Raw genomic sequence first — 17,688 nt, 5'->3', positions numbered from 1 at the left:
GGGTTCTGATCCTATCGGCGTTTGCCAATCCCGCTCTCCGCGCGCATACTTGGCCACTGCAACTAATTGCAGCCCGAAACTAGTTGCGGTAAGTAAACAATCTCGGAGGAGTTTCCGATGCTGGACGGAGCGGCCATCGACGAGCTGTTCGACACGCTCGCCCGATATCTGCGCATCCGGGACAAGGCCGTGCACACCACCTTTCGCACCGGTGACGGCGAGATCGAGACGGCTGCCTACAAAGGACTGTTCCATCTCGCCCGGCAGTCGATGCGGTCCAGTGAGCTCGCCGAGGCGCTGCACGCCGACCCGTCGACGGTCAGCCGATACGTGGCGCAGCTCGTCGCGCAGGGTTTCGTTCGCCGTGAGGCCGATCCCGACGACGGTCGCGCGACGCTACTCGTGCTCACCGAGTCCGGGATGGAACGGGTGCAGGCGATGCGGACCCTGCGACGGACCGCTCTGAACGATGCGATGGGCGACTGGACCGACGACGAGCTGTGGACGTTGGTCCGGCTCCTCGGCAGGTTCGTCGACGCGGCTGAGACGGTGATCCTCCCGACGGGTACCGGCCAAGACTGTTCGAAAGGACCCCGATGACCGAGCACACAGCGCACACGGAGCATGCGGGAGCGGGTCTCCCGCATCGGCAGATCCTGACCATCCTCGGCGGCCTGATGATGGGCATGTTCCTCGCTGCCCTCGACCAGACCATCGTGTCCACGGCCATCCGCACCATCGCCGACGATCTGCAGGGCTATGACTTGCAGGCCTGGGTGACCACCGCCTATCTGGTCACCTCGACCATCGTCACCCCGCTCTACGGCAAGCTCTCCGACCTCTACGGCCGCAAACCCTTTTTCCTGGTGGCGATCTCGATCTTCGTCGTCGGTTCGCTGCTGTGCAGCATGGCGACGTCGATGTACGAACTCGCCGCGTTCCGCGCACTGCAGGGACTCGGCGCGGGTGGTCTGTTCACGTTGGCGCTCACCACGATCGGCGACATCGTGCCGCCCCGCGAACGCGCGAAGTATCAGGGCTACTTCCTCGCCGTCTTCGGCACCTCGAGTGTGCTGGGACCGGTCCTCGGCGGACTGTTCGCCGGGCACGCCGAGATCCTCTGGGTTTCCGGCTGGCGCTGGGTGTTCCTGGTCAATGTGCCCATCGGCATCATCGCACTCGGCGTGGTCTACCGGGTCCTGAATTACGACCAGCAGAAGGGTGTCGGCGGTCGTACCGACTACTGGGGTGCCACTGCTCTCGCCGTCGCCGTCGCCCCGCTGCTGATCGTCGCCGAGCAAGGCCGCGAATGGGGCTGGGGATCGGGACTTGCGTTGCTGTGCTACGGAATCGGGGTCGCCGGCATCGCCGCGTTCATCTGGATCGAGCACCTGATGGGCGACGATGCGCTGATCCCGTTGCGGGTCTTCAACAACCGGGTGTTCACCCAGGGCATCGTCATCTCGGTGGTCGTCGGTGCGGTGATGTTCGGCGGAATCTCCATGTTGCCGCAGTACTTCCAGGTGCTCCGCGGGTCGAGCCCGATGGTCGCCGGGCTGCAAATGCTGCCGATGGTGCTGGGACTGATGCTCGGGTCCATCACATCGGGCCAGATCATCTCGCGCACCGGTCGATACAAGATCTTCCCCATCATCGGGTCGATCCTGATCACGGCGATGACGTTCCTGCTGCACACCGTCGGCATCGACACACCGGTCGCCGTGGTGATGCTCTACGCCTTCGGACTCGGTGTGGGCCTGGGCAACATGATGCAGCCGATCATGCTCGCGATGCAGAACATCCTGCCGCCCAAGGACATGGGGCTGTCCACGGGGACAGCGACCTTCTTTCGGCAGATCGGCGGAACACTGGGCGTCGCAGTGTTCTTCTCACTGCTGTTCTCGCTGATGGGCCCCAACATCAAGGACGAGATGGTCACAGCCGCACAGACTCCCGAATATCGGGCCGCCGTGATGGAGGCCGCTCGCAGTCACGACACGCAGGTGAGCGGTTTCGCTCAGTCACTGATCGCGGCGGCGCAGAACCCGGAGAAGGGTGGTGCGTCGTCGTCGGAGAGCGTGATGTCGGATACGTCGGTGATCGAGAAACTGCCGCCGGAACTCGGTGACCCGATCAAACGCGGCTTCGCCAACTCGATGGACCGGGTCTTCCTCGCGGTGTCGATCATGTCGATCCTGGCGGTGATCGGGACTCTCACCTGGCCGGAACTCCCGCTGCGTAGCGGCAGGCCCGTCGGGAACCCGGAGTCGACGACGACCGTCTGACGACGACGCGCTGAAAGTGGGGGAGGAGTTCTCTTCCCCCACTTTTGGCTCCCTCCCCGCGAAGTTTTCGGGGGACGACACCAAAAGTAGGGGAGGAAGCTTCCTCCCCTACTTTTAGCGCCTGATGTGCGTCGGCGACGTCAGCCGCGCGAGGGCTCGTTGGCCTCTTCGGGCTGCGCCGCGAGCCGGTCGATGGCCTCCTGCGCGATCTTCTCCGCCTCGGCCTTGCCGACCCACTTGCCGGGGTCGACGTGCTTACCCGGTTCGAGGTCCTTGTAGTGCTCGAAGAAGTGCGCGATCGGCCCGAGTTCGTACTCGGAGACATCGGTGATGTCCTGGATGTGATCCCAGCGGACGTCGCCGGCCGGGACGCACAGCAGCTTGTCGTCGCCGCCGGCCTCGTCGGTCATCGTGAACATGCCGACGATCCGGGCACGCACGATGATGCCGGGGAACACCGACTCGGGCAGCAGGACCATAGCGTCGAGTGGGTCGCCGTCCTCGCCGAGGGTGTTGTCGATGTAGCCGTAGTCGGCGGGGTAGCCCATCGAGGTGTACAGGTAGCGGTCCAGGTAGACCTTGCCTGTCTCGTGGTCGACCTCGTACTTGTTGCGGCCACCCTTGGGGATCTCGATGGTCACATCGAATTCCACGGTTCCTCCTGGCAGTCTTGATCATGGGGTCAGGCGCCCGCCGTGCTCGGCGGGTCGCGCGCGGCTTCAACGATACTGTTAGTCGCACCGCCCACACATCACTGACCCGGAGGTTCTGTGTCCGCACCCGCCCAGCCGGCTCCGCGCCGGGGTCGCCGGCTGTTGTTGTGGACGCTTCTCGCGGTCACCATCCTGGCGCTTGTCGCCGCCGCGACCGTGGTGGTGGCACTGAAACTCGACGACACCTCCGACGAGCCGCTGCCGGCCGGGATCCCGCCGCAGCCCGCGCTCGTCACGCCCGACCCGCAGGTCCGTCCGGTGGCAGCGAACGCACCGGAGCCGACGCCGGCCGGGGTCACCCGCGAGATCGCCGACGAACTGCGCGATCCGGCGCTGGGCGCCCTGACCGGCCAGATCAGTGACGCGATCACCGGCCAGGTGTTGTGGTCGCGCAACGCGGGCACCCCGCGCATTCCGGCGTCCAACGACAAGGTGCTGACCGCGGCCGCCGCGCTGCTGGCGTTGCCGCACGATCAGCGGCTGACCACCTCGGTGGTGGCCGGCACCAACGGGCAGATCATCCTCAAGGGCGCCGGTGACCCGACTCTCTCGGCGCAGCCGGTGGGCGCCGACACCTTCTACACCGACCCGGGCCGGATCGCCGACCTGGCGACGCAGATCCGGCGTTCGGGTGTCCCGGTGCGGTCGGTCGCGATCGACCTGAGTGCGTTCGAGGGCCCGACCATGGACTCGACCTGGGATCGCCGTGACATCGCCGGCGGCGACATCGCGCCCATCGAGTCGCTGATGGTCGACGGGGCCCGCGTCGAACCGCTGGACGAGTATTCGCCGCGCACGCCGACCCCGGGTCTCGCGGCCGGCCGCGCCCTGGCGAAAGCCCTCGACGTCGACGGTGACGTCGCCGAGGCCACCGCGCCGGTCAACGGTCAGGTGATCGCGTCGGTGCAGTCGGCGCCGCTGGTCACCCGCGTCAACGACATGCTGCGCTACAGCGACAACGTGCTGGCCGAGACGCTGTCCGTCGAGCTTGCTGTGCACCAGGGGCTGTCCCCGACCCTGGAATCCGGGGTGAGTGCGGTGCGCAACACGCTGCAACAGACCTTCGCTCAGCAGTGGGAGGGCACCAGCCTGCACGACGCATCGGGTCTCTCCTACGCCAATCGGGTGCCCGCCGAGCTGCTCGATGTGGTGATGACCGCGGCCAGCGGTCCCGCCCAGCCGAAGATGCGGCCGATGCTCGACGGGCTGCCCGTCGCGGCCGGATTGGCCGGCACCCTGTCCGACCGGTTCGATCCGCGCACCAATCCGGGTGCCGGCTGGGTGCGGGCCAAGACCGGAACCCTCACCGGGGTCAGTTCGTTGACCGGCATAGTGCAGACAGTGGACGGCCGCGTGTTGTCCTTCGCCATGATGTCGGGCGGCACCTCGCCGGCCGCCGCGCGGCCCGCACTCGATGCGGTGATCGGCCAACTGAGGGAGTGTGGATGTCGGTGAGTGAAACCCAGGTGGCAGTGCACGACAGGGCATCGAATGACGAAGGGCGCGGCGACGTCGACCCGATCGGTGCGCGGATCGACTGGGATCTGGCGGCCTCGACCGGCAAACGCCTGACCCGGCCCGGACCCAAGATCACCGCCTACACCCGCGACGCGGCCTACGCCGAACTCGACGAGGCGGCGCGCAGCGCCGAGGGCCCGGTTCGCGCGGTTACCGGACTCGCCGACGGACTGCCCATCCCGACCGCCCGCATCCTGGACCGCAAGGGATGGATCGATGCGTCGTCGGTGTCGATGCGGTCGATGCTGACCGGTGGGAGCGGCGAGGCTTCGGAGGTTGACGACGACGGCTTCCTCGCCGGTGCCGCCGCCAAGGTGGGGGGTCTGCAGGCCGGTGGTCTGCTGGCGTTCCTGTCCACCGCGATCCTCGGCCAGTACGATCCGTTCACCGCCGGCTCCGACGCGTCCGACCCGGGAGTCCTGATGTTGGTGGCGCCCAACATCATTGCGGTGGAACGGGCGCTCAAGGTGGTGCCGTCGGACTTCCGCTACTGGGTCTGTCTGCATGAGGTGACCCACCGTGTGCAGTTCTCCGCGAATCCCTGGCTGCGCCAGTACATGCTCGACAACATCGAGGTGCTCACCTCCGACGCCGGTGAGTCGGCCACCGATGTGATCGGGCGACTCACCAAGGCGCTCAAGAGCGATCAGCCACGCGAGAAGGGGGTGCTGGGGGCGATGCAACTGCTGCAGACACCCGAGCAATACGACGCCTTCCGTCGGATGATGGTGCTCGGCACCCTGCTCGAGGGGCATGCCGATCATGTGATGGATGCCGTCGGGCCGGCGCAGGTGCCGACGGTCGAGAGCATTCGTGCCGCCTTCGACAAGCGGCGCACCGCACCGCGAAATCCGGTGCAGCGCATCATTCGTGCCCTGATCGGGATGGATGCCAAACTGGCCCAGTACATCCGGGGCAAGGCGTTCGTCGACGCCGTGGTCGCCGAGGCCGGGATGGCCCGGTTCAACACCATCTGGACCTCGCCGGAGACGATGCCGTTGCCCGAGGAGATCGACGAGCCGTCGGCATGGATTCGGCGCGTGCTGTAACCCGCGCGGTCACCGACTTCGCTGCCGAGTACCTTCCCGACGCCGAGCACGTCTGCGTGGGATTGTCCGGTGGGCCGGATTCGTTGGCGCTGACGGCGGCCGCGGTGCGGGCCGGGCTGCGGGTGACCGCGCTCGTGGTCGACCATGGGCTGCAAGCGAATTCGGCCGATGTCGCCTCGACGGCCGCGGCGACGGCGCGAGCTCTGGGCGCCGCAGCGGTGATCCTGCCGGTACGCGTGGGGCGCGACGGGGGTCTGGAAGCTGCCGCACGCGCCGCCCGCTACTCCGCACTCGACGCCGCCCGCGATGGCAGCCCCGTACTGCTCGGCCACACGATGGACGATCAGGCCGAGACCGTGCTGCTGGGTCTGGCCCGGGGTTCTGGCGCCCGATCGATCGCCGGCATGCGGACGTGGACGCCGCCGTGGGGCCGCCCGCTGCTGGGCGTACGACGCACGCAGACCGCGGCCATGTGCGCCGAACTCGGGCTCACCCCGTATGCCGATCCGCACAACCGCGACCCGCGCTTCACTCGCGTGCGGGTGCGGACCGACGTCCTCCCGCTCCTCGACGATGTCCTGAACGGCGGTGTGGTGGAAGCGCTCGCGAGGACCGCCGCATCGCTGCGAGCCGACAACGATGCGCTCGACGGCCTGGCTGCCGATCTGGGTGCGGGCGCTGTCGTCGACGCGGGGCTCGAGATCGCCGTACTCGCCGAGGCGCCGGCTGCTGTGCGTACCAGGGTGATCCGTCGTTGGCTGCTCGACGTCGGTGCCACCGAACCGACGACGCGGGTCATCACCGCCGTGGACGATCTGGTGACGCGCTGGCACGGTCAGGGTGCAGTGGCCATCGGGGGCGATGACACCGCACGCCGGGAGGTGGTGCGCACCGCCGGGTTGCTGACCTTGCGGACGACGCTGCGGCGGTGACCTTGCAAGGGTCGGTGACGCGTGCCCACCCCGTGGACGGGATTCCGCGGACGCCGGGTATCGCGACCCATCGCCGACGTGGCACCCTTGTTGCCGTGGCCGCCAATCTCCCTGTCGCAGATCCGTACGCCGACGACATCGACGCGATCCTGATCACCGAGGACCAGATCCGCGAACGCACCGCCGAACTCGCTGCCTCGGTGGCATCGCGGTATGCCGACATCGATGAGGATCTGGTGCTCATCGGGGTCCTCAAGGGCGCCATCATGTTCATGACGGACTTTGCCCGCGCGCTGCCGATCCCGTCGCAGATGGAGTTCATGGCGGTCTCGAGCTACGGGTCGTCGACCTCGTCGTCGGGCGTGGTGCGCATCCTCAAGGATCTCGACCGCGACATCGAGGGCCGCGACGTGCTCATCGTCGAGGACATCATCGACTCGGGACTCACCTTGTCGTGGTTGATGAAGAATCTCGCCACCCGGTCGCCGCGCAGCCTCGAGGTGTGCACGCTGCTGCGCAAACCCGAAGCGGTGCGCTCACCCGTGCGCGTCGCCGACGTCGGCTTTGACATCCCCAACGAGTTCGTCGTCGGTTACGGCCTCGACTACGCCGAGCGATACCGCGACCTGCCCTACATCGGGCGGTTGAAGCCGTCGGTGTACTCGAGCTGAGCCGGTCGGCCGCTCCTCACCTCCGAGGGGGTTTGAACGGGCTCTGAATCGTCTGCAGGTACTGCAGACCGGCGATGATGACCGTGCCGCCCCCGCCGAGGGACATCCCGATGATCCCGCCGATGGCGGCCGCCGGCGCAACACCCACCAGACAGCCGACGACGGCGGCCACGATGCCCAGGGCACATCCGATGAAGCCCCCGAGCAGGGCACCGATGGCTGTGCCGATCAGCGAGGACACGGTCATTCCTGCCGACAACTGCTGAGAAAAGCGGTTCAACGCCTGGTCATCGCGCTCTTGACGGGTCACCGGTCCGGCCGCGAGGTGGCGAATTTGAGCGCGTAGGGGATTGATCTGTACGGGATCTATCAGAGTCGACCGCGCTACGTTCTTCGACGGGGTAAGGTGCACCCGATTTCCGCTGAGGGTCGGGTCGATGGGAAATTGACGATTCTCGACCCGGTAATGCAAAGGCATCCGCAGCACCTCTTGACCTGCCGTGTTCCGGATGGACAATCCGCGGGAATCGACCGAGGCCGACCCATCGCGGATGTCGAGCAGAACGGAGTTCGACGACATCGAGAGCAGCGCCTGGACCGTCCCGGATGCAGCCGGCGCCGCGCGCACGGTCCCGGCTGCGCATGTAATGGCAATGGTCGCAAGGGAAATCACGGCCAGCAGCCACATGGTGGTGCGGCGTGGGTGCTGCGGTGACGATGAGGGGGGTGGCGAGGAGGGGGCTGCGCAAAGGGGCATCGACAGGACCTTTCGAACCGGCTCGCACGGGCTCGACGAGACGACGGGGGAGGGAGTGTCTCACCGATCGAAAGCGGGATCGGAAACACGACTGCACTATCGCAAATGCTCGGGAATATGCGGATCAAAAACACGCTGCGAGAAACGGATGTTGCGATTCGAAATGGATCTGTGACCTTTGTGCGCGTAATATTTGCTAAGTGCGATATCGATTAAGGTTCCTTTATCGAGAAATGTCGTCCAATCGAACGACATCGCTTTCGGGGACCCGGCGTGGTCGTCATCGCGGCGTCGGTAAGCGCTGCGATCGAGAGTCGGCGTCCGGCGTATCCAGGTTCGGCGGCCACCGGGGGACAAGTGTCGGTGGGAACGGTTTCACCAGCGTGATCGTTCACCGGTAGCCTCAATGTGTACGAACGACGTCGCGAACCCGCGAGAGTCGTTCACGAACCCGTGGGAAGGACATGGGAACGGCCACCGTAGTCCGCAGTCACGAAGCGCGCGGCGGATCGACTCCCACCAACAGGCATGAACCGTAAGACAGTCTTCCGAAACCTCGCCATCCTGGCGCTGATCCTGCTCGCCCTGTGGGGCTGGAGCGTGTTGCGCGACTCGGACCGCGAGTACACGGCCGTCGACACCTCGGTGGCGCTGAGTCAGCTCGCCGACAAGAACGCCAAGTTCATCAGCATCGACGACCGCGAACAGCAGCTGCGCATCGAGCTGAACAAGTCGATCAAACACGACGACAAAGACGTCACCCAGATCTCCACCAAATATCCCGCGCAGGCCGGTGAGCAGATCTTCGACGCGGTCAAGACGACCGGCGCGCCGTACACGACCAACGTCAACGAGCAGTCGGTGTTCTGGCAGATCCTCATCTTCGTGCTGCCGATGATCCTGTTGTTCGGTCTGTTCTTCTTCGTGATGAACCGCATGCAGGGCGGTGGTCGCGGTGGCGTGATGGGCTTCGGCAAATCCAAGGCCAAGCAGCTCACCAAGGACATGCCGAAGACCACCTTCGCCGACGTCGCGGGAGCCGACGAAGCGGTCGAGGAGCTCTACGAGATCAAGGACTTCCTGCAGAATCCGACGCGGTATCAGGCGCTCGGCGCCAAGATCCCGCGCGGTGTCCTGCTGTTCGGTCCGCCCGGAACCGGCAAGACGCTGCTGGCCCGCGCGGTCGCCGGTGAGGCCGGGGTGCCGTTCTTCACCATCTCCGGTTCGGACTTCGTCGAGATGTTCGTCGGTGTCGGTGCCTCCCGTGTCCGTGACCTGTTTGAGCAGGCCAAGGCCAACAGCCCGTGCATCATCTTCGTCGACGAGATCGACGCGGTGGGTCGTCAGCGTGGCGCCGGTCTCGGCGGTGGACACGACGAACGCGAGCAGACGCTCAATCAGCTGCTCGTGGAGATGGACGGCTTCGGCGACCGCTCGGGTGTCATCCTGATCGCGGCCACCAACCGCCCCGACATCCTCGATCCCGCCCTGCTGCGTCCCGGTCGCTTCGACCGGCAGATCCCGGTCGGCAACCCCGACATGGCCGGCCGCAAGGCGATCCTGCGGGTGCACGCCAAGGGCAAGCCGATCGACGCCGACGCCGACCTCGACGGTCTGGCCAAGCGCACCCCCGGTATGTCCGGCGCCGACCTGGCGAACGTGGTCAACGAGGCCGCGCTGCTGGCCGCGCGCGAGAACAAGCAGACCATCACCGCCGAGATGCTGGAAGAGGCCGTCGACCGCGTGATCGGTGGACCGCGCCGCAAGAGCCGCATCATCAGCGAGCACGAGAAGAAGGTCGTGGCCTACCACGAGGGCGGCCACACGCTGGCCGCGTGGGCGATGCCCGATCTGGATCCGATCTACAAGGTCACCATCCTGGCCCGCGGCCGTACCGGGGGTCACGCGCTGGCCGTGCCCGAGCAGGACAAGGACCTGATGACGCGGTCGGAGATGATCGCGCGTCTGGTGATGGCGATGGGTGGCCGGGCCGCCGAGGAACTGGTCTTCCACGAGCCGACGACGGGCGCGTCGTCCGATATCGACCAGGCCACCAAGATCGCCCGGGCGATGGTCACCGAATACGGCATGAGCGCCAAACTCGGTGCGGTGCGCTACGGACAGGATCAGGGTGATCCCTTCCTGGGCCGCTCGATGGGGTCGCACACCGACTATTCGGCCGAGATCGCCGGCGAGATCGACGACGAGGTGCGCCGTCTCATCGAGGCCGCGCACACCGAGGCGTGGGCGATCCTCTCGGAGTACCGCGACACCCTCGACGTGCTGGCCACCGAGTTGCTGGAGAAGGAGACGCTGACGCGCAAGGACCTGGAGAAGATCTTCTCCGAGGTGCAGAAGCGTCCGCGGATCACCGCGTTCAACGAGTTCGGTGAACGCACCCCGAGTGACAAGCCGCCGGTCAAGACGCCCGGTGAGCTGGCGATCGAGCGTGGCGAGCCGTGGCCGCCCGAACCCGAACCCGTTCCCGAGCCGGTGGGGGTTGCCGGTTATCCGGGTGGGCCGCAGGTGCCGGGCCAGGTTCCGTCGTATCCGCCGGGCAGTCCCGGGCAGGCGTATCCGGGCGGACCCCAGGGCGGGGCGCCGTACCCGCACTACCCGAATCCCCAGTATCCGAACCCCCAGTACCCGAACCCCCAGTACCCCAATCCCCAGTATCCGAACCCCCAGTACCCCAATCCCCAGTACCCCGAACCGCACCCCGGTTCCGGCAGCGGGACCCGGCCGGATTATGGTGCGCCCCGGGACTGGTCGGCACCGGGCTGGCCTCCGCAGGAGCCGGGTCCGGGGACCAACGGAACCGGAGCCAATGGCAACGGACCCAACGGCACGGGTCCCAACGGGACCGGACCCAACGGGACCGACTCCGGCGGCAGCGGGTCCGGACAGTAGCGGCGCAGGCGACGGCAAGGTAGGGGAGATGACGATCAGCGAACGTCACGAGGCCGACTTCGACACGGCGGCCGACGTCGACACGGCCGCCGACGTCGACGCGAGGGCCGTGCCACAGCGGGCCGGGTTCGATCAGGCGCGCGCCGAGGCCGCGGTTCGCGAGTTGTTGCTCGCCGTCGGCGAGGACCCGGACCGGCAAGGCCTGCTCCGCACGCCGACCCGCGTGGCCAACGCCTACCGGGAGATGTTCGCCGGGCTCTATACCGAACCCGACGATGTGCTCGCCACCACCTTCGACGAGGACCACGACGAGTTGGTCCTCGTGAAGGACATCCCGATGTACTCGACCTGCGAACACCATCTGGTGCCCTTCCACGGCGTCGCCCACGTCGGCTACATCCCCGGGGTCAGCGGGCAGGTCACCGGCCTGTCGAAGCTGGCGCGGTTGGTGGATCTGTACGCCAAACGTCCGCAGGTACAGGAGCGTCTCACCAGCCAGATCGCCGACGCGATCGTGCGTCGCCTCGATCCGCGCGGCGTCATCGTGGTCATCGAGGCCGAGCATCTCTGCATGGCGATGCGCGGAATCCGCAAACCCGGGGCCACCACCACCACGTCCGCGGTGCGCGGGCTGTTCAAGACCAGCGCGGTGTCCCGTGGTGAAGCCCTCGACCTGATCACCCGGTGAGCGCCGACCGAGGCTCGCTCCTCGCACCTCAGGGGGCCGGCGATGGGCGCTGCCTGGTTATGGGCGTCATCAACGTGACCGCCGACTCATTCTCCGACGGTGGTCGCTACCTGGACACCGCGGCCGCGGTCGAGCACGGGCTCGCCCTGCGCGCCGAGGGAGCCGATCTGATCGACGTCGGCGGCGAGTCGACCCGGCCCGGCGCCATCCGCGTCGACCCCGATCTCGAGGCGGCCCGGGTGACACCGGTGATCTCCGCACTTTCCGGGCACGGCGCGCGCATCTCGGTGGACACCATGCGCGCCTCCGTCGCGGCCGCTGCCATCGACGCGGGAGCCACGGTCGTGAACGACGTCTCGGGCGGCCGGGCGGATGCGGACATGGCCAAGGTCGTCGCCGACGCCGGCCTGCCCTGGATTCTCATGCATTGGCGGCCCGCCGGTGACAGCACCGACCGTCACTTCACCCACCGCATCGGTGACGTTGGCGGCTACCGCGACGTGGTCGCGGAGGTCAGCGGCGAGTTGCTCGCGCAGGTGGACGCCGCGGTCTCGGCCGGGGTCGACCCCGACCACATCATCCTCGACCCGGGACTCGGGTTCGCCAAGACAGCCGAACACAATTGGGCCCTGCTCCACGCGCTGCCGACCCTCGTCGGACTCGGTTTCCCGGTGCTCGTCGGGGCGTCGCGCAAACGCTTCCTCGGTACGCTGCTCGCCGGCGACGACGGCACCGTCCGCCCGCCGCAGGAGCGGGACGTGGCCACCGCGTCGATCTCCGCGCTGGCCGCGATGAACGGCGCGTGGGGCGTGCGCGTGCACGATGTCGCGGCCAGTCGCGACGCGGTCGCGGTGGCGGCGGCCTGGCGCGCCGGTGGGTCGCGCTCCACTCCGGACGGCGCTCATGGCTGACCGAATCGAGTTGCGCGGCTTGCGGATTCGCGGACATCACGGCGTCTTCGACCATGAACGCGCGGACGGTCAGGACTTTCTTGTCGACGTCGTGCTGTGGCTCGATCTGTCGGCCGCCGCGGCCAGCGACGATCTGGCCGACACCGTCGACTATGGCGCGTTGGCCCAGACCGTCGCCGATATCGTGTCGGGCGAGCCGCGCAATCTGATCGAGACGGTCGGTGCCGAGATCGCCGACCGGGTGATGGCCGATCAGCGGATCTCCGCGTGCGAGGTCACCGTGCACAAACCGTCGGCCCCGATCCCGCTCACCTTCGACGACGTGGCCGTCATCACCCGACGTTCGCGCAAGGCGATGGGGGCGCGATGACCCGCGCGGTGCTCTCGGCCGGCTCCAACATCGGCGACCGCAACGCCCATCTGGCCTCGGTGGTGTCCGGCTTCGCCGACGAGCTGATCGCGGTCTCACACGTCTACGCCACCCCGCCGTGGGGTGGGGTGGAGCAGGACGACTTCCACAACATCACTCTCATCGTCGACGGCCCGCTCACGCCCGCACAGTGGTTGGCGCGCGGGTTGCGACTCGAGCGGGCCGCCGACCGCGTGCGCGAGGTCCGCTGGGGTCCACGGACTCTCGACGTCGACGTGATCAGCGTCATCGGACCCGACGGGCCGGTGATCTCCGACGACCCGGACCTCACGCTGCCGCATCCGCGCGCCGCCGAACGCGCTTTCGTGCTGATCCCGTGGCTGGAGATCGACCCCGACGCCACGCTGTGGACGCCCGCGGGTGAGATCCCGGTCGCCGAGCTCGTCGAGCGGCTCGACGACGCCGAACGCCGCGACGTCCGGGCCGTCGACACGATCGGACAGCGGTCATGAGCACCGGTAACTCCGCACACGGCGACGATGGCAAGGGCGACGAGGACAAGATGGGCCCCACCCGGGTGCGTGATCTGCTGATCATCGCCGGCGTGGTGGCGATCGCGGTGTGGATTCTGGTGCGCTACAACTACTCTGAGTTTCCGCCGCTGCCGCTACTGGCCGGGGTGGTGCTTTACGTGCTCGCGGCCCTGGAGGTCGTGATCGCCTTTGTGGTGCGTTCCAGGGTGGCCGACCGCGACGTCGGAGCCGCCCGTGGCCAGCTGCATCCGCTGACCGCCGCGCGGGTACTGGCCCTGGCGAAGGCGTCGGCGATCCTGGCCGCGATCGCCATCGGTGTCTGGGTCGGTCTGCTGGTGTATCTGCTCAACCAGCACGATCTGGCGGCCGCCGACCACGACAAACCCGGCGCCATCATCGGTCTCGTCGGTGGTGTGCTGCTGGCGGGCGCGGCTCTGTGGCTGGAGTACTGCTGCCGTGCGCCCGACGATCCGACCGCCGACCAGACACCGCCGTCGTTGACCTGAGAGCCGCCACCGCACGCGTCGGATTCGTGACTCTCCGGCACGGTTGGCCGACGAAAGCGTGCCCAACCGGTAAGTTCACCGGCATGACGACCTCGAACGGCCGTTCCGCCGATTCCCGACGCTCCGGTCGGTCGGTCAGTCAGTGGTTGCTCGGCCTGCTGATCGTGCTGGCGCTGGCGGCGAGCATCCTGATGGTCTTCACCGATTCGCTGACGATCACCGGTTCGCTGGCGGTGATCGCCGCGCTGTGGGCTGCGGTGATAGGCGCCATCCTGGTCACCAAGTTCCGCCGGCAGGCAGAGAGCGCCGAAGCCAAGAGCCGCGATCTGCGGCTCGTCTACGAACTGCAGCTCGAACGCGAGATCGCCGCGCGCCGTCAGTACGAGCTCGACGTCGAGACCACCATTCGCAAAGAGGTCAGTGCCGAGGCCAACGAGGAGCTCGCCGAGCTGAAGGCGCAGGTCCTCGCCCTGCGGTCCAGTCTGGAATTGCTCATCGGTGAGCCCCTGCCCGATCAGCGGGCGGCCCTGCCCAACGAGAAGCTGCGTGAACTGGCCTCGGGGCTGGGGCCGGGTGGTCAGGGGTCAGGTAGTCAGGGGGCCGGTAGTCAGGGGTCAGGGGGGCGCGGTCCCGGTGGCTATGCGGGTCAGGGGTTCGGTTCGTCGTTCGGTGGTCCGGCGCCGTCGTACGGGGCGGCGGGGTTCGCCGACGACGGGGCAGTGGCGGCCCGGGATTTCGCGGCGACGGCACCGGTCGCCGACGACGGCCGGCACACGGAGCCGGTCGATCCCAATGAGATGACCGAGGTCATCCCGGTGGTGACCGACGACCCCATCTCCGGCCGCATCGCGACCGAGGTGCCGCTCGACGAGGTGCCCGACGCAACTGGGTCGCACGAACCGCACCAGGGTGCCGATACGGTCTCGGACGCCGAGATCGTCGAGACCGCTGCAGAACCAGAATCCCGGCCCGAACCGACCGTCGCGGCCGAACCGAGTGTCGCGCGGCCGTTCGCCGGCGGGTTCTACGGCGGCTCCGCCGGAGCCGACGATGCAACCCCGCCCCAGTCGCAACCCCAGTCTCAGCCCCAGCCCGTCCGGCCGACGCCGGTGTTCACCGACGAGACGCCCACGGACGAATGGGCTCGGGAGGCGGTCGCTGCGGCCGCGGCCGAGGCACAGGCGGGCGCCACCCAGACCGATACCCGGGATCAGGCCGAAACCGAGACCGAGGGTGACGCCGAAACCGCCACTGCCGACGCGGAATCCGGCGCCGGCCGGCATGAGGGCGCCGGGCCCGACGCCACTCCGGCTTCGACGTACGGCCGGCGTCGCAGGCGTGTCGATGACGACGCCGACAGCGCCCATTCCAACGGACTCCCGGTCTCGGAGTTGCTCAACCAACTCCGCCAGGCTGACTCGGCCGGCGGGGGTCGCCGTCGGCGAGCCGACTGATCGATATCGTGTCGTCGGTTCGACAACCGACAGCGGCCCCTGACCTGCTGATTCGCGGTTCCGGTCGCGTGTGTTGCGCACTACACTCGATGCATGTCGGTGGCTCCAGACGCCCGGTTGCCGGACGTCGGTGACGCTCCGGTCCACAGAGGTGCCGTCGCGCAACGGTATTCCTCGCGTCTGGGTGAGCGGGGCGCCCCGTGGCAGCAGACGCTCATCAGCGGGCTACTCTTTGTCCCGATCGTCGCGTGGTGGCCGACGTCGCTGTTGTTGTTCCGCTTCGATCCGACGCATTCGATGAAAGTGATTGAGCGCGTCGCTTACGTCGAAGCCCACGGGCCGTCGATGAGTCTGCAGTTGCGCTGGGTACTCACCGTCCTGATCGCCGTGTATTTCGTCGCGGTGATCGTGATCTGGGCGCGCAGCCGTACGCGGGCGCTCGTCGCGCTGCCGGTCGCGGCCATAGGCGCGGCGGTCTTCTGGGGTGGACAGGTTCCCTATCTCGTCACCGAGGGCAGCAACTTCGCCACGACGCTGGCGCGGTGGGCACCGTTGGCCGTCAGTCTGATGATCGTGGCGTGGTCCATCGCGCGCCGCCGACATCTATGGTGGCTCATGGGAATTCCGGTGATCGTCTACGTCGCTGTGGTGGCTGCGCAATTCCGCCAGATCGGTCCAACCGACGTCGTGATCAAGAGTCTCGGTGTCGAGCAGGGGATCAACAGTCCGTTCTGGCCGAGCACGCATGAAACCTACGGCGACCTCGTGGATCTGATCGCCGGCATCGTCGCGCTGTGGGCAATCGACGCCGGTTTCGGTGCGGTGTTCTCCCGACGGTCGCGCGATCAGGGATTCATCCAGGCATAGCCGATCGCGAACGCCACGAATCCGATCCCGAGGATGATCGCCAGCAGATTCAGGGTCTGGGCCACCTTCGCCACCGCCGACGGCCGGCTCGGTCGTCCGCCGAGATAGAGTCCCAGCGCCCCGACGCCGACACCGATCCCGGCGACCACGCTCAGTGGAATCGCAAGCAGTCCACATACCAATGCGCCAGTGGCACTGTGTCTTTCGGGTGTGGCAGATTGTTGCCTTGATCGCGCGGCATCGTGGTCCCGGGCGCGGGTTTCGTCGAAGGTGGGGGCGGGGAAGTCGGCCGATGCGCGCATGGTGACGTCGTAGTTCGGGAGCGCCGAGTATGCCTGCGACTGCGCCGGGAAACCGGGCACCGGGGTCGTCGGCGGTTCGGTGGGCGCCGGTCGCGCCCGGGGCCGCGGAGGTGGGGTGGGGCTGCGCTGGGTGTGTGGCGCGCCGGCGCGGATACGCAGCGTCTGGACGGTCGATCCCGGTGTCGACTCCGCCACCGTCGGACGCACCGCACACGCCAGCTGTAGTTCGGCGGCGAATTCACTTGCCGTATCGGGTCGCTCGGCGGTCTGCTTCGCCAGCGCACGTTGCACGGCGTCGTCGACGGCGCGCGGGAGGTCACCGCGGCGAGCCGACAGCGGCGCCGGGATCTCGTTGAGGTGGTGATGGATCAGCACGGCCGGGCTGCGCGCAACGAATGGTGGTGTGCCGGTAAGCAATTCGTAGACAGTGCAACCGAGGGAGTAGACGTCGCTGCGGCCGTCGAGCGGTTCACCCGATAGTTGCTCGGGCGACGAGTAGGGGAAGGACCCGATCACCAGGTTCGCCGACGTCAGCAACGTTCCGGCATCGGCCTGCCGTGCGATCCCGAAGTCCGCCAGCCGGATTCGGAGATCGGCGGCGTCGGCGCCGGCAAAGTGGCCGCTGATGAGGATGTTGGCGGGTTTGACGTCGCGGTGCAGCAATCCATGCCGGTGGGCGTAGTCGAGGGCGGCACCGATCGAGGCGGCGATCGCCGACACATCGGTCACCGGCAAGCCGTTCGGCGACCGTTCGAGGAGCGCGGCGGCGTCGATGCCCGGCACGTACTGCATCGCGATCCACAGCCGTCCGTCGGATTCGCCGCGGTCGTAGACGTTGACGATCGACGGATGGTCGAGGCCCGCGGCGAGCTCGGCCTCCCGGATGAAGCGGGCGCGGAAGGTCGCGTCGTCGGTAAAGTGCTCGCTGAGCACCTTGATGACGTCTTGGCGGGGAAGCCGTGGATGGTCGGCGAGGTACACCTCGCCCATGCCGCCGGCGCCGATCTTGCGCACGATCGTGTAGCCGGCGAACTCGGTGCCTGCGGTGAGGCTCATGCTGACCTCCACGATGGTGCGCGCACGTCAGCCTACGCCGGTTTCGTGCAGGTCACGAGGGGTGCCGGTCGGTCGAACGACCCTGCACCGAGCGCGCACATCGTGAAGCGTGTCACAGGCGTTGGCCAGCGGCGGGCGTGACGTCCTACCCTGGGAGAGCACGTCT

The 17,688-nt window shown here is 67.6% G+C and carries 17 protein-coding genes; 14 read left to right on the top strand and 3 right to left on the bottom strand.

The genetic code is table 11. The features are described 5' to 3' along the window. Positions 1-117 precede the first annotated feature (117 nt). Positions 118-600, top strand: a complete 483-nt coding sequence (locus GBRO_RS20000) for a MarR family winged helix-turn-helix transcriptional regulator (protein WP_012835698.1) — start codon at positions 118-120, stop codon at positions 598-600. Next, positions 597-2,285, top strand: a complete 1,689-nt coding sequence (locus GBRO_RS19995; protein ID WP_012835697.1) for an MDR family MFS transporter — start codon at positions 597-599, stop codon at positions 2,283-2,285. The genes GBRO_RS20000 and GBRO_RS19995 overlap by 4 nt, the downstream gene beginning before the upstream one ends. A gap of 140 nt (positions 2,286-2,425) precedes the next feature. Here the strand turns inward: GBRO_RS19995 and GBRO_RS19990 are convergent, their stop codons facing one another. Further along, entirely contained in the window at positions 2,426-2,938 is a 513-nt protein-coding gene (locus GBRO_RS19990) for an inorganic diphosphatase (protein ID WP_012835696.1), read from the bottom strand. Positions 2,939-3,055: 117 nt separating this feature from the next. Here GBRO_RS19990 and dacB point away from each other — a divergent pair, with 117 nt between their 5' ends. The 4 genes from dacB to hpt all read left to right on the top strand — a co-directional run bounded on the left by dacB (position 3,056) and on the right by hpt (position 7,168). Continuing rightward, positions 3,056-4,453, top strand: coding sequence for a D-alanyl-D-alanine carboxypeptidase/D-alanyl-D-alanine endopeptidase (dacB, locus tag GBRO_RS19985; RefSeq protein ID WP_012835695.1), 1,398 nt, complete (start codon positions 3,056-3,058; stop codon positions 4,451-4,453). Further along, entirely contained in the window at positions 4,444-5,565 is a 1,122-nt protein-coding gene (locus tag GBRO_RS19980) for a zinc-dependent metalloprotease (RefSeq protein ID WP_012835694.1), read from the top strand. The genes dacB and GBRO_RS19980 overlap by 10 nt, the downstream gene beginning before the upstream one ends. Beyond that, positions 5,544-6,497, top strand: a complete 954-nt coding sequence (gene tilS, locus GBRO_RS19975; protein WP_012835693.1) for a tRNA lysidine(34) synthetase TilS — start codon at positions 5,544-5,546, stop codon at positions 6,495-6,497. The genes GBRO_RS19980 and tilS overlap by 22 nt, the downstream gene beginning before the upstream one ends. Before the next feature lie 95 nt (positions 6,498-6,592). After that, the gene (hpt, locus tag GBRO_RS19970; RefSeq protein WP_041919996.1) at positions 6,593-7,168 is read left to right on the top strand and encodes a hypoxanthine phosphoribosyltransferase; all 576 of its coding nucleotides are present in this window, start codon (positions 6,593-6,595) and stop codon (positions 7,166-7,168) included. Between the two features lie 16 nt (positions 7,169-7,184). On the opposite strand, the gene GBRO_RS19965 is transcribed toward hpt, so the two are convergent. After that, positions 7,185-7,856, bottom strand: coding sequence for a glycine zipper family protein (locus tag GBRO_RS19965; protein WP_012835691.1), 672 nt, complete (start codon positions 7,854-7,856; stop codon positions 7,185-7,187). Between the two features lie 597 nt (positions 7,857-8,453). Between GBRO_RS19965 and ftsH the strand changes: the two genes are divergently transcribed. From ftsH to GBRO_RS19925, 8 genes are all read left to right on the top strand, one after another. Next, positions 8,454-10,835 (top strand): ATP-dependent zinc metalloprotease FtsH, encoded by a 2,382-nt coding sequence (gene ftsH / locus GBRO_RS19960; RefSeq protein WP_012835690.1) that lies wholly within the window; start codon positions 8,454-8,456, stop codon positions 10,833-10,835. Between the two features lie 28 nt (positions 10,836-10,863). Next, positions 10,864-11,523 carry a GTP cyclohydrolase I FolE gene (gene folE, locus GBRO_RS19955; RefSeq protein WP_012835689.1) on the top strand — a complete coding sequence of 220 codons (660 nt, stop codon included), beginning with the start codon at positions 10,864-10,866 and terminating at the stop codon, positions 11,521-11,523. 59 nt (positions 11,524-11,582) lie between these two features. Continuing rightward, positions 11,583-12,434, top strand: a complete 852-nt coding sequence (folP, locus tag GBRO_RS19950) for a dihydropteroate synthase (protein ID WP_012835688.1) — start codon at positions 11,583-11,585, stop codon at positions 12,432-12,434. Continuing rightward, positions 12,427-12,804: a dihydroneopterin aldolase gene (gene folB / locus GBRO_RS19945; RefSeq protein ID WP_012835687.1), complete on the top strand. Its 378-nt coding sequence runs from the start codon at positions 12,427-12,429 to the stop codon at positions 12,802-12,804. The genes folP and folB overlap by 8 nt, the downstream gene beginning before the upstream one ends. Beyond that, positions 12,801-13,316: a 2-amino-4-hydroxy-6-hydroxymethyldihydropteridine diphosphokinase gene (gene folK, locus GBRO_RS19940; protein ID WP_012835686.1), complete on the top strand. Its 516-nt coding sequence runs from the start codon at positions 12,801-12,803 to the stop codon at positions 13,314-13,316. Before folB ends, folK begins: the two co-directional genes overlap by 4 nt. Continuing rightward, on the top strand, positions 13,313-13,843 hold the full coding sequence (locus tag GBRO_RS19935) for a DUF3180 domain-containing protein (protein ID WP_041919994.1): 531 nt from the start codon (positions 13,313-13,315) through the stop codon (positions 13,841-13,843). Before folK ends, GBRO_RS19935 begins: the two co-directional genes overlap by 4 nt. A gap of 83 nt (positions 13,844-13,926) precedes the next feature. Then, the gene (locus tag GBRO_RS19930) at positions 13,927-15,297 is read left to right on the top strand and encodes a DUF6779 domain-containing protein (RefSeq protein ID WP_012835684.1); all 1,371 of its coding nucleotides are present in this window, start codon (positions 13,927-13,929) and stop codon (positions 15,295-15,297) included. Positions 15,298-15,390: 93 nt separating this feature from the next. Continuing rightward, positions 15,391-16,164 (top strand): hypothetical protein, encoded by a 774-nt coding sequence (locus GBRO_RS19925; protein WP_012835683.1) that lies wholly within the window; start codon positions 15,391-15,393, stop codon positions 16,162-16,164. Here the strand turns inward: GBRO_RS19925 and GBRO_RS19920 are convergent. Then, positions 16,143-17,522, bottom strand: coding sequence for a serine/threonine-protein kinase (locus GBRO_RS19920; RefSeq protein WP_012835682.1), 1,380 nt, complete (start codon positions 17,520-17,522; stop codon positions 16,143-16,145). The genes GBRO_RS19925 and GBRO_RS19920 overlap by 22 nt on opposite strands. Positions 17,523-17,688 lie beyond the last annotated feature (166 nt).

Origin of the sequence: Gordonia bronchialis DSM 43247 (assembly GCF_000024785.1) — a bacterium.
Taxonomy (GTDB): domain Bacteria; phylum Actinomycetota; class Actinomycetes; order Mycobacteriales; family Mycobacteriaceae; genus Gordonia; species Gordonia bronchialis.
Note: the sequence above shows the minus strand (reverse complement) of the source record. Positions and strands in the feature narration are given on the sequence as shown.

Coding starts and splice junctions, on each gene's coding strand:
- GBRO_RS19935 (WP_041919994.1), top strand. CDS start 13,313: ATGAGCACCGGTAACTCCGCACACGGCGACGATGGCAAGGGCGACGAG.
- ftsH (WP_012835690.1), top strand. CDS start 8,454: ATGAACCGTAAGACAGTCTTCCGAAACCTCGCCATCCTGGCGCTGATC.
- folP (WP_012835688.1), top strand. CDS start 11,583: ATGGGCGTCATCAACGTGACCGCCGACTCATTCTCCGACGGTGGTCGC.
- tilS (WP_012835693.1), top strand. CDS start 5,544: ATGGATTCGGCGCGTGCTGTAACCCGCGCGGTCACCGACTTCGCTGCC.
- GBRO_RS19965 (WP_012835691.1), bottom strand. CDS start 7,856: ATGTGGCTGCTGGCCGTGATTTCCCTTGCGACCATTGCCATTACATGC.
- GBRO_RS19930 (WP_012835684.1), top strand. CDS start 13,927: ATGACGACCTCGAACGGCCGTTCCGCCGATTCCCGACGCTCCGGTCGG.
- GBRO_RS20000 (WP_012835698.1), top strand. CDS start 118: ATGCTGGACGGAGCGGCCATCGACGAGCTGTTCGACACGCTCGCCCGA.
- GBRO_RS19995 (WP_012835697.1), top strand. CDS start 597: ATGACCGAGCACACAGCGCACACGGAGCATGCGGGAGCGGGTCTCCCG.
- folK (WP_012835686.1), top strand. CDS start 12,801: ATGACCCGCGCGGTGCTCTCGGCCGGCTCCAACATCGGCGACCGCAAC.
- GBRO_RS19920 (WP_012835682.1), bottom strand. CDS start 17,522: ATGAGCCTCACCGCAGGCACCGAGTTCGCCGGCTACACGATCGTGCGC.
- folB (WP_012835687.1), top strand. CDS start 12,427: ATGGCTGACCGAATCGAGTTGCGCGGCTTGCGGATTCGCGGACATCAC.
- folE (WP_012835689.1), top strand. CDS start 10,864: ATGACGATCAGCGAACGTCACGAGGCCGACTTCGACACGGCGGCCGAC.
- GBRO_RS19980 (WP_012835694.1), top strand. CDS start 4,444: ATGTCGGTGAGTGAAACCCAGGTGGCAGTGCACGACAGGGCATCGAAT.
- GBRO_RS19925 (WP_012835683.1), top strand. CDS start 15,391: ATGTCGGTGGCTCCAGACGCCCGGTTGCCGGACGTCGGTGACGCTCCG.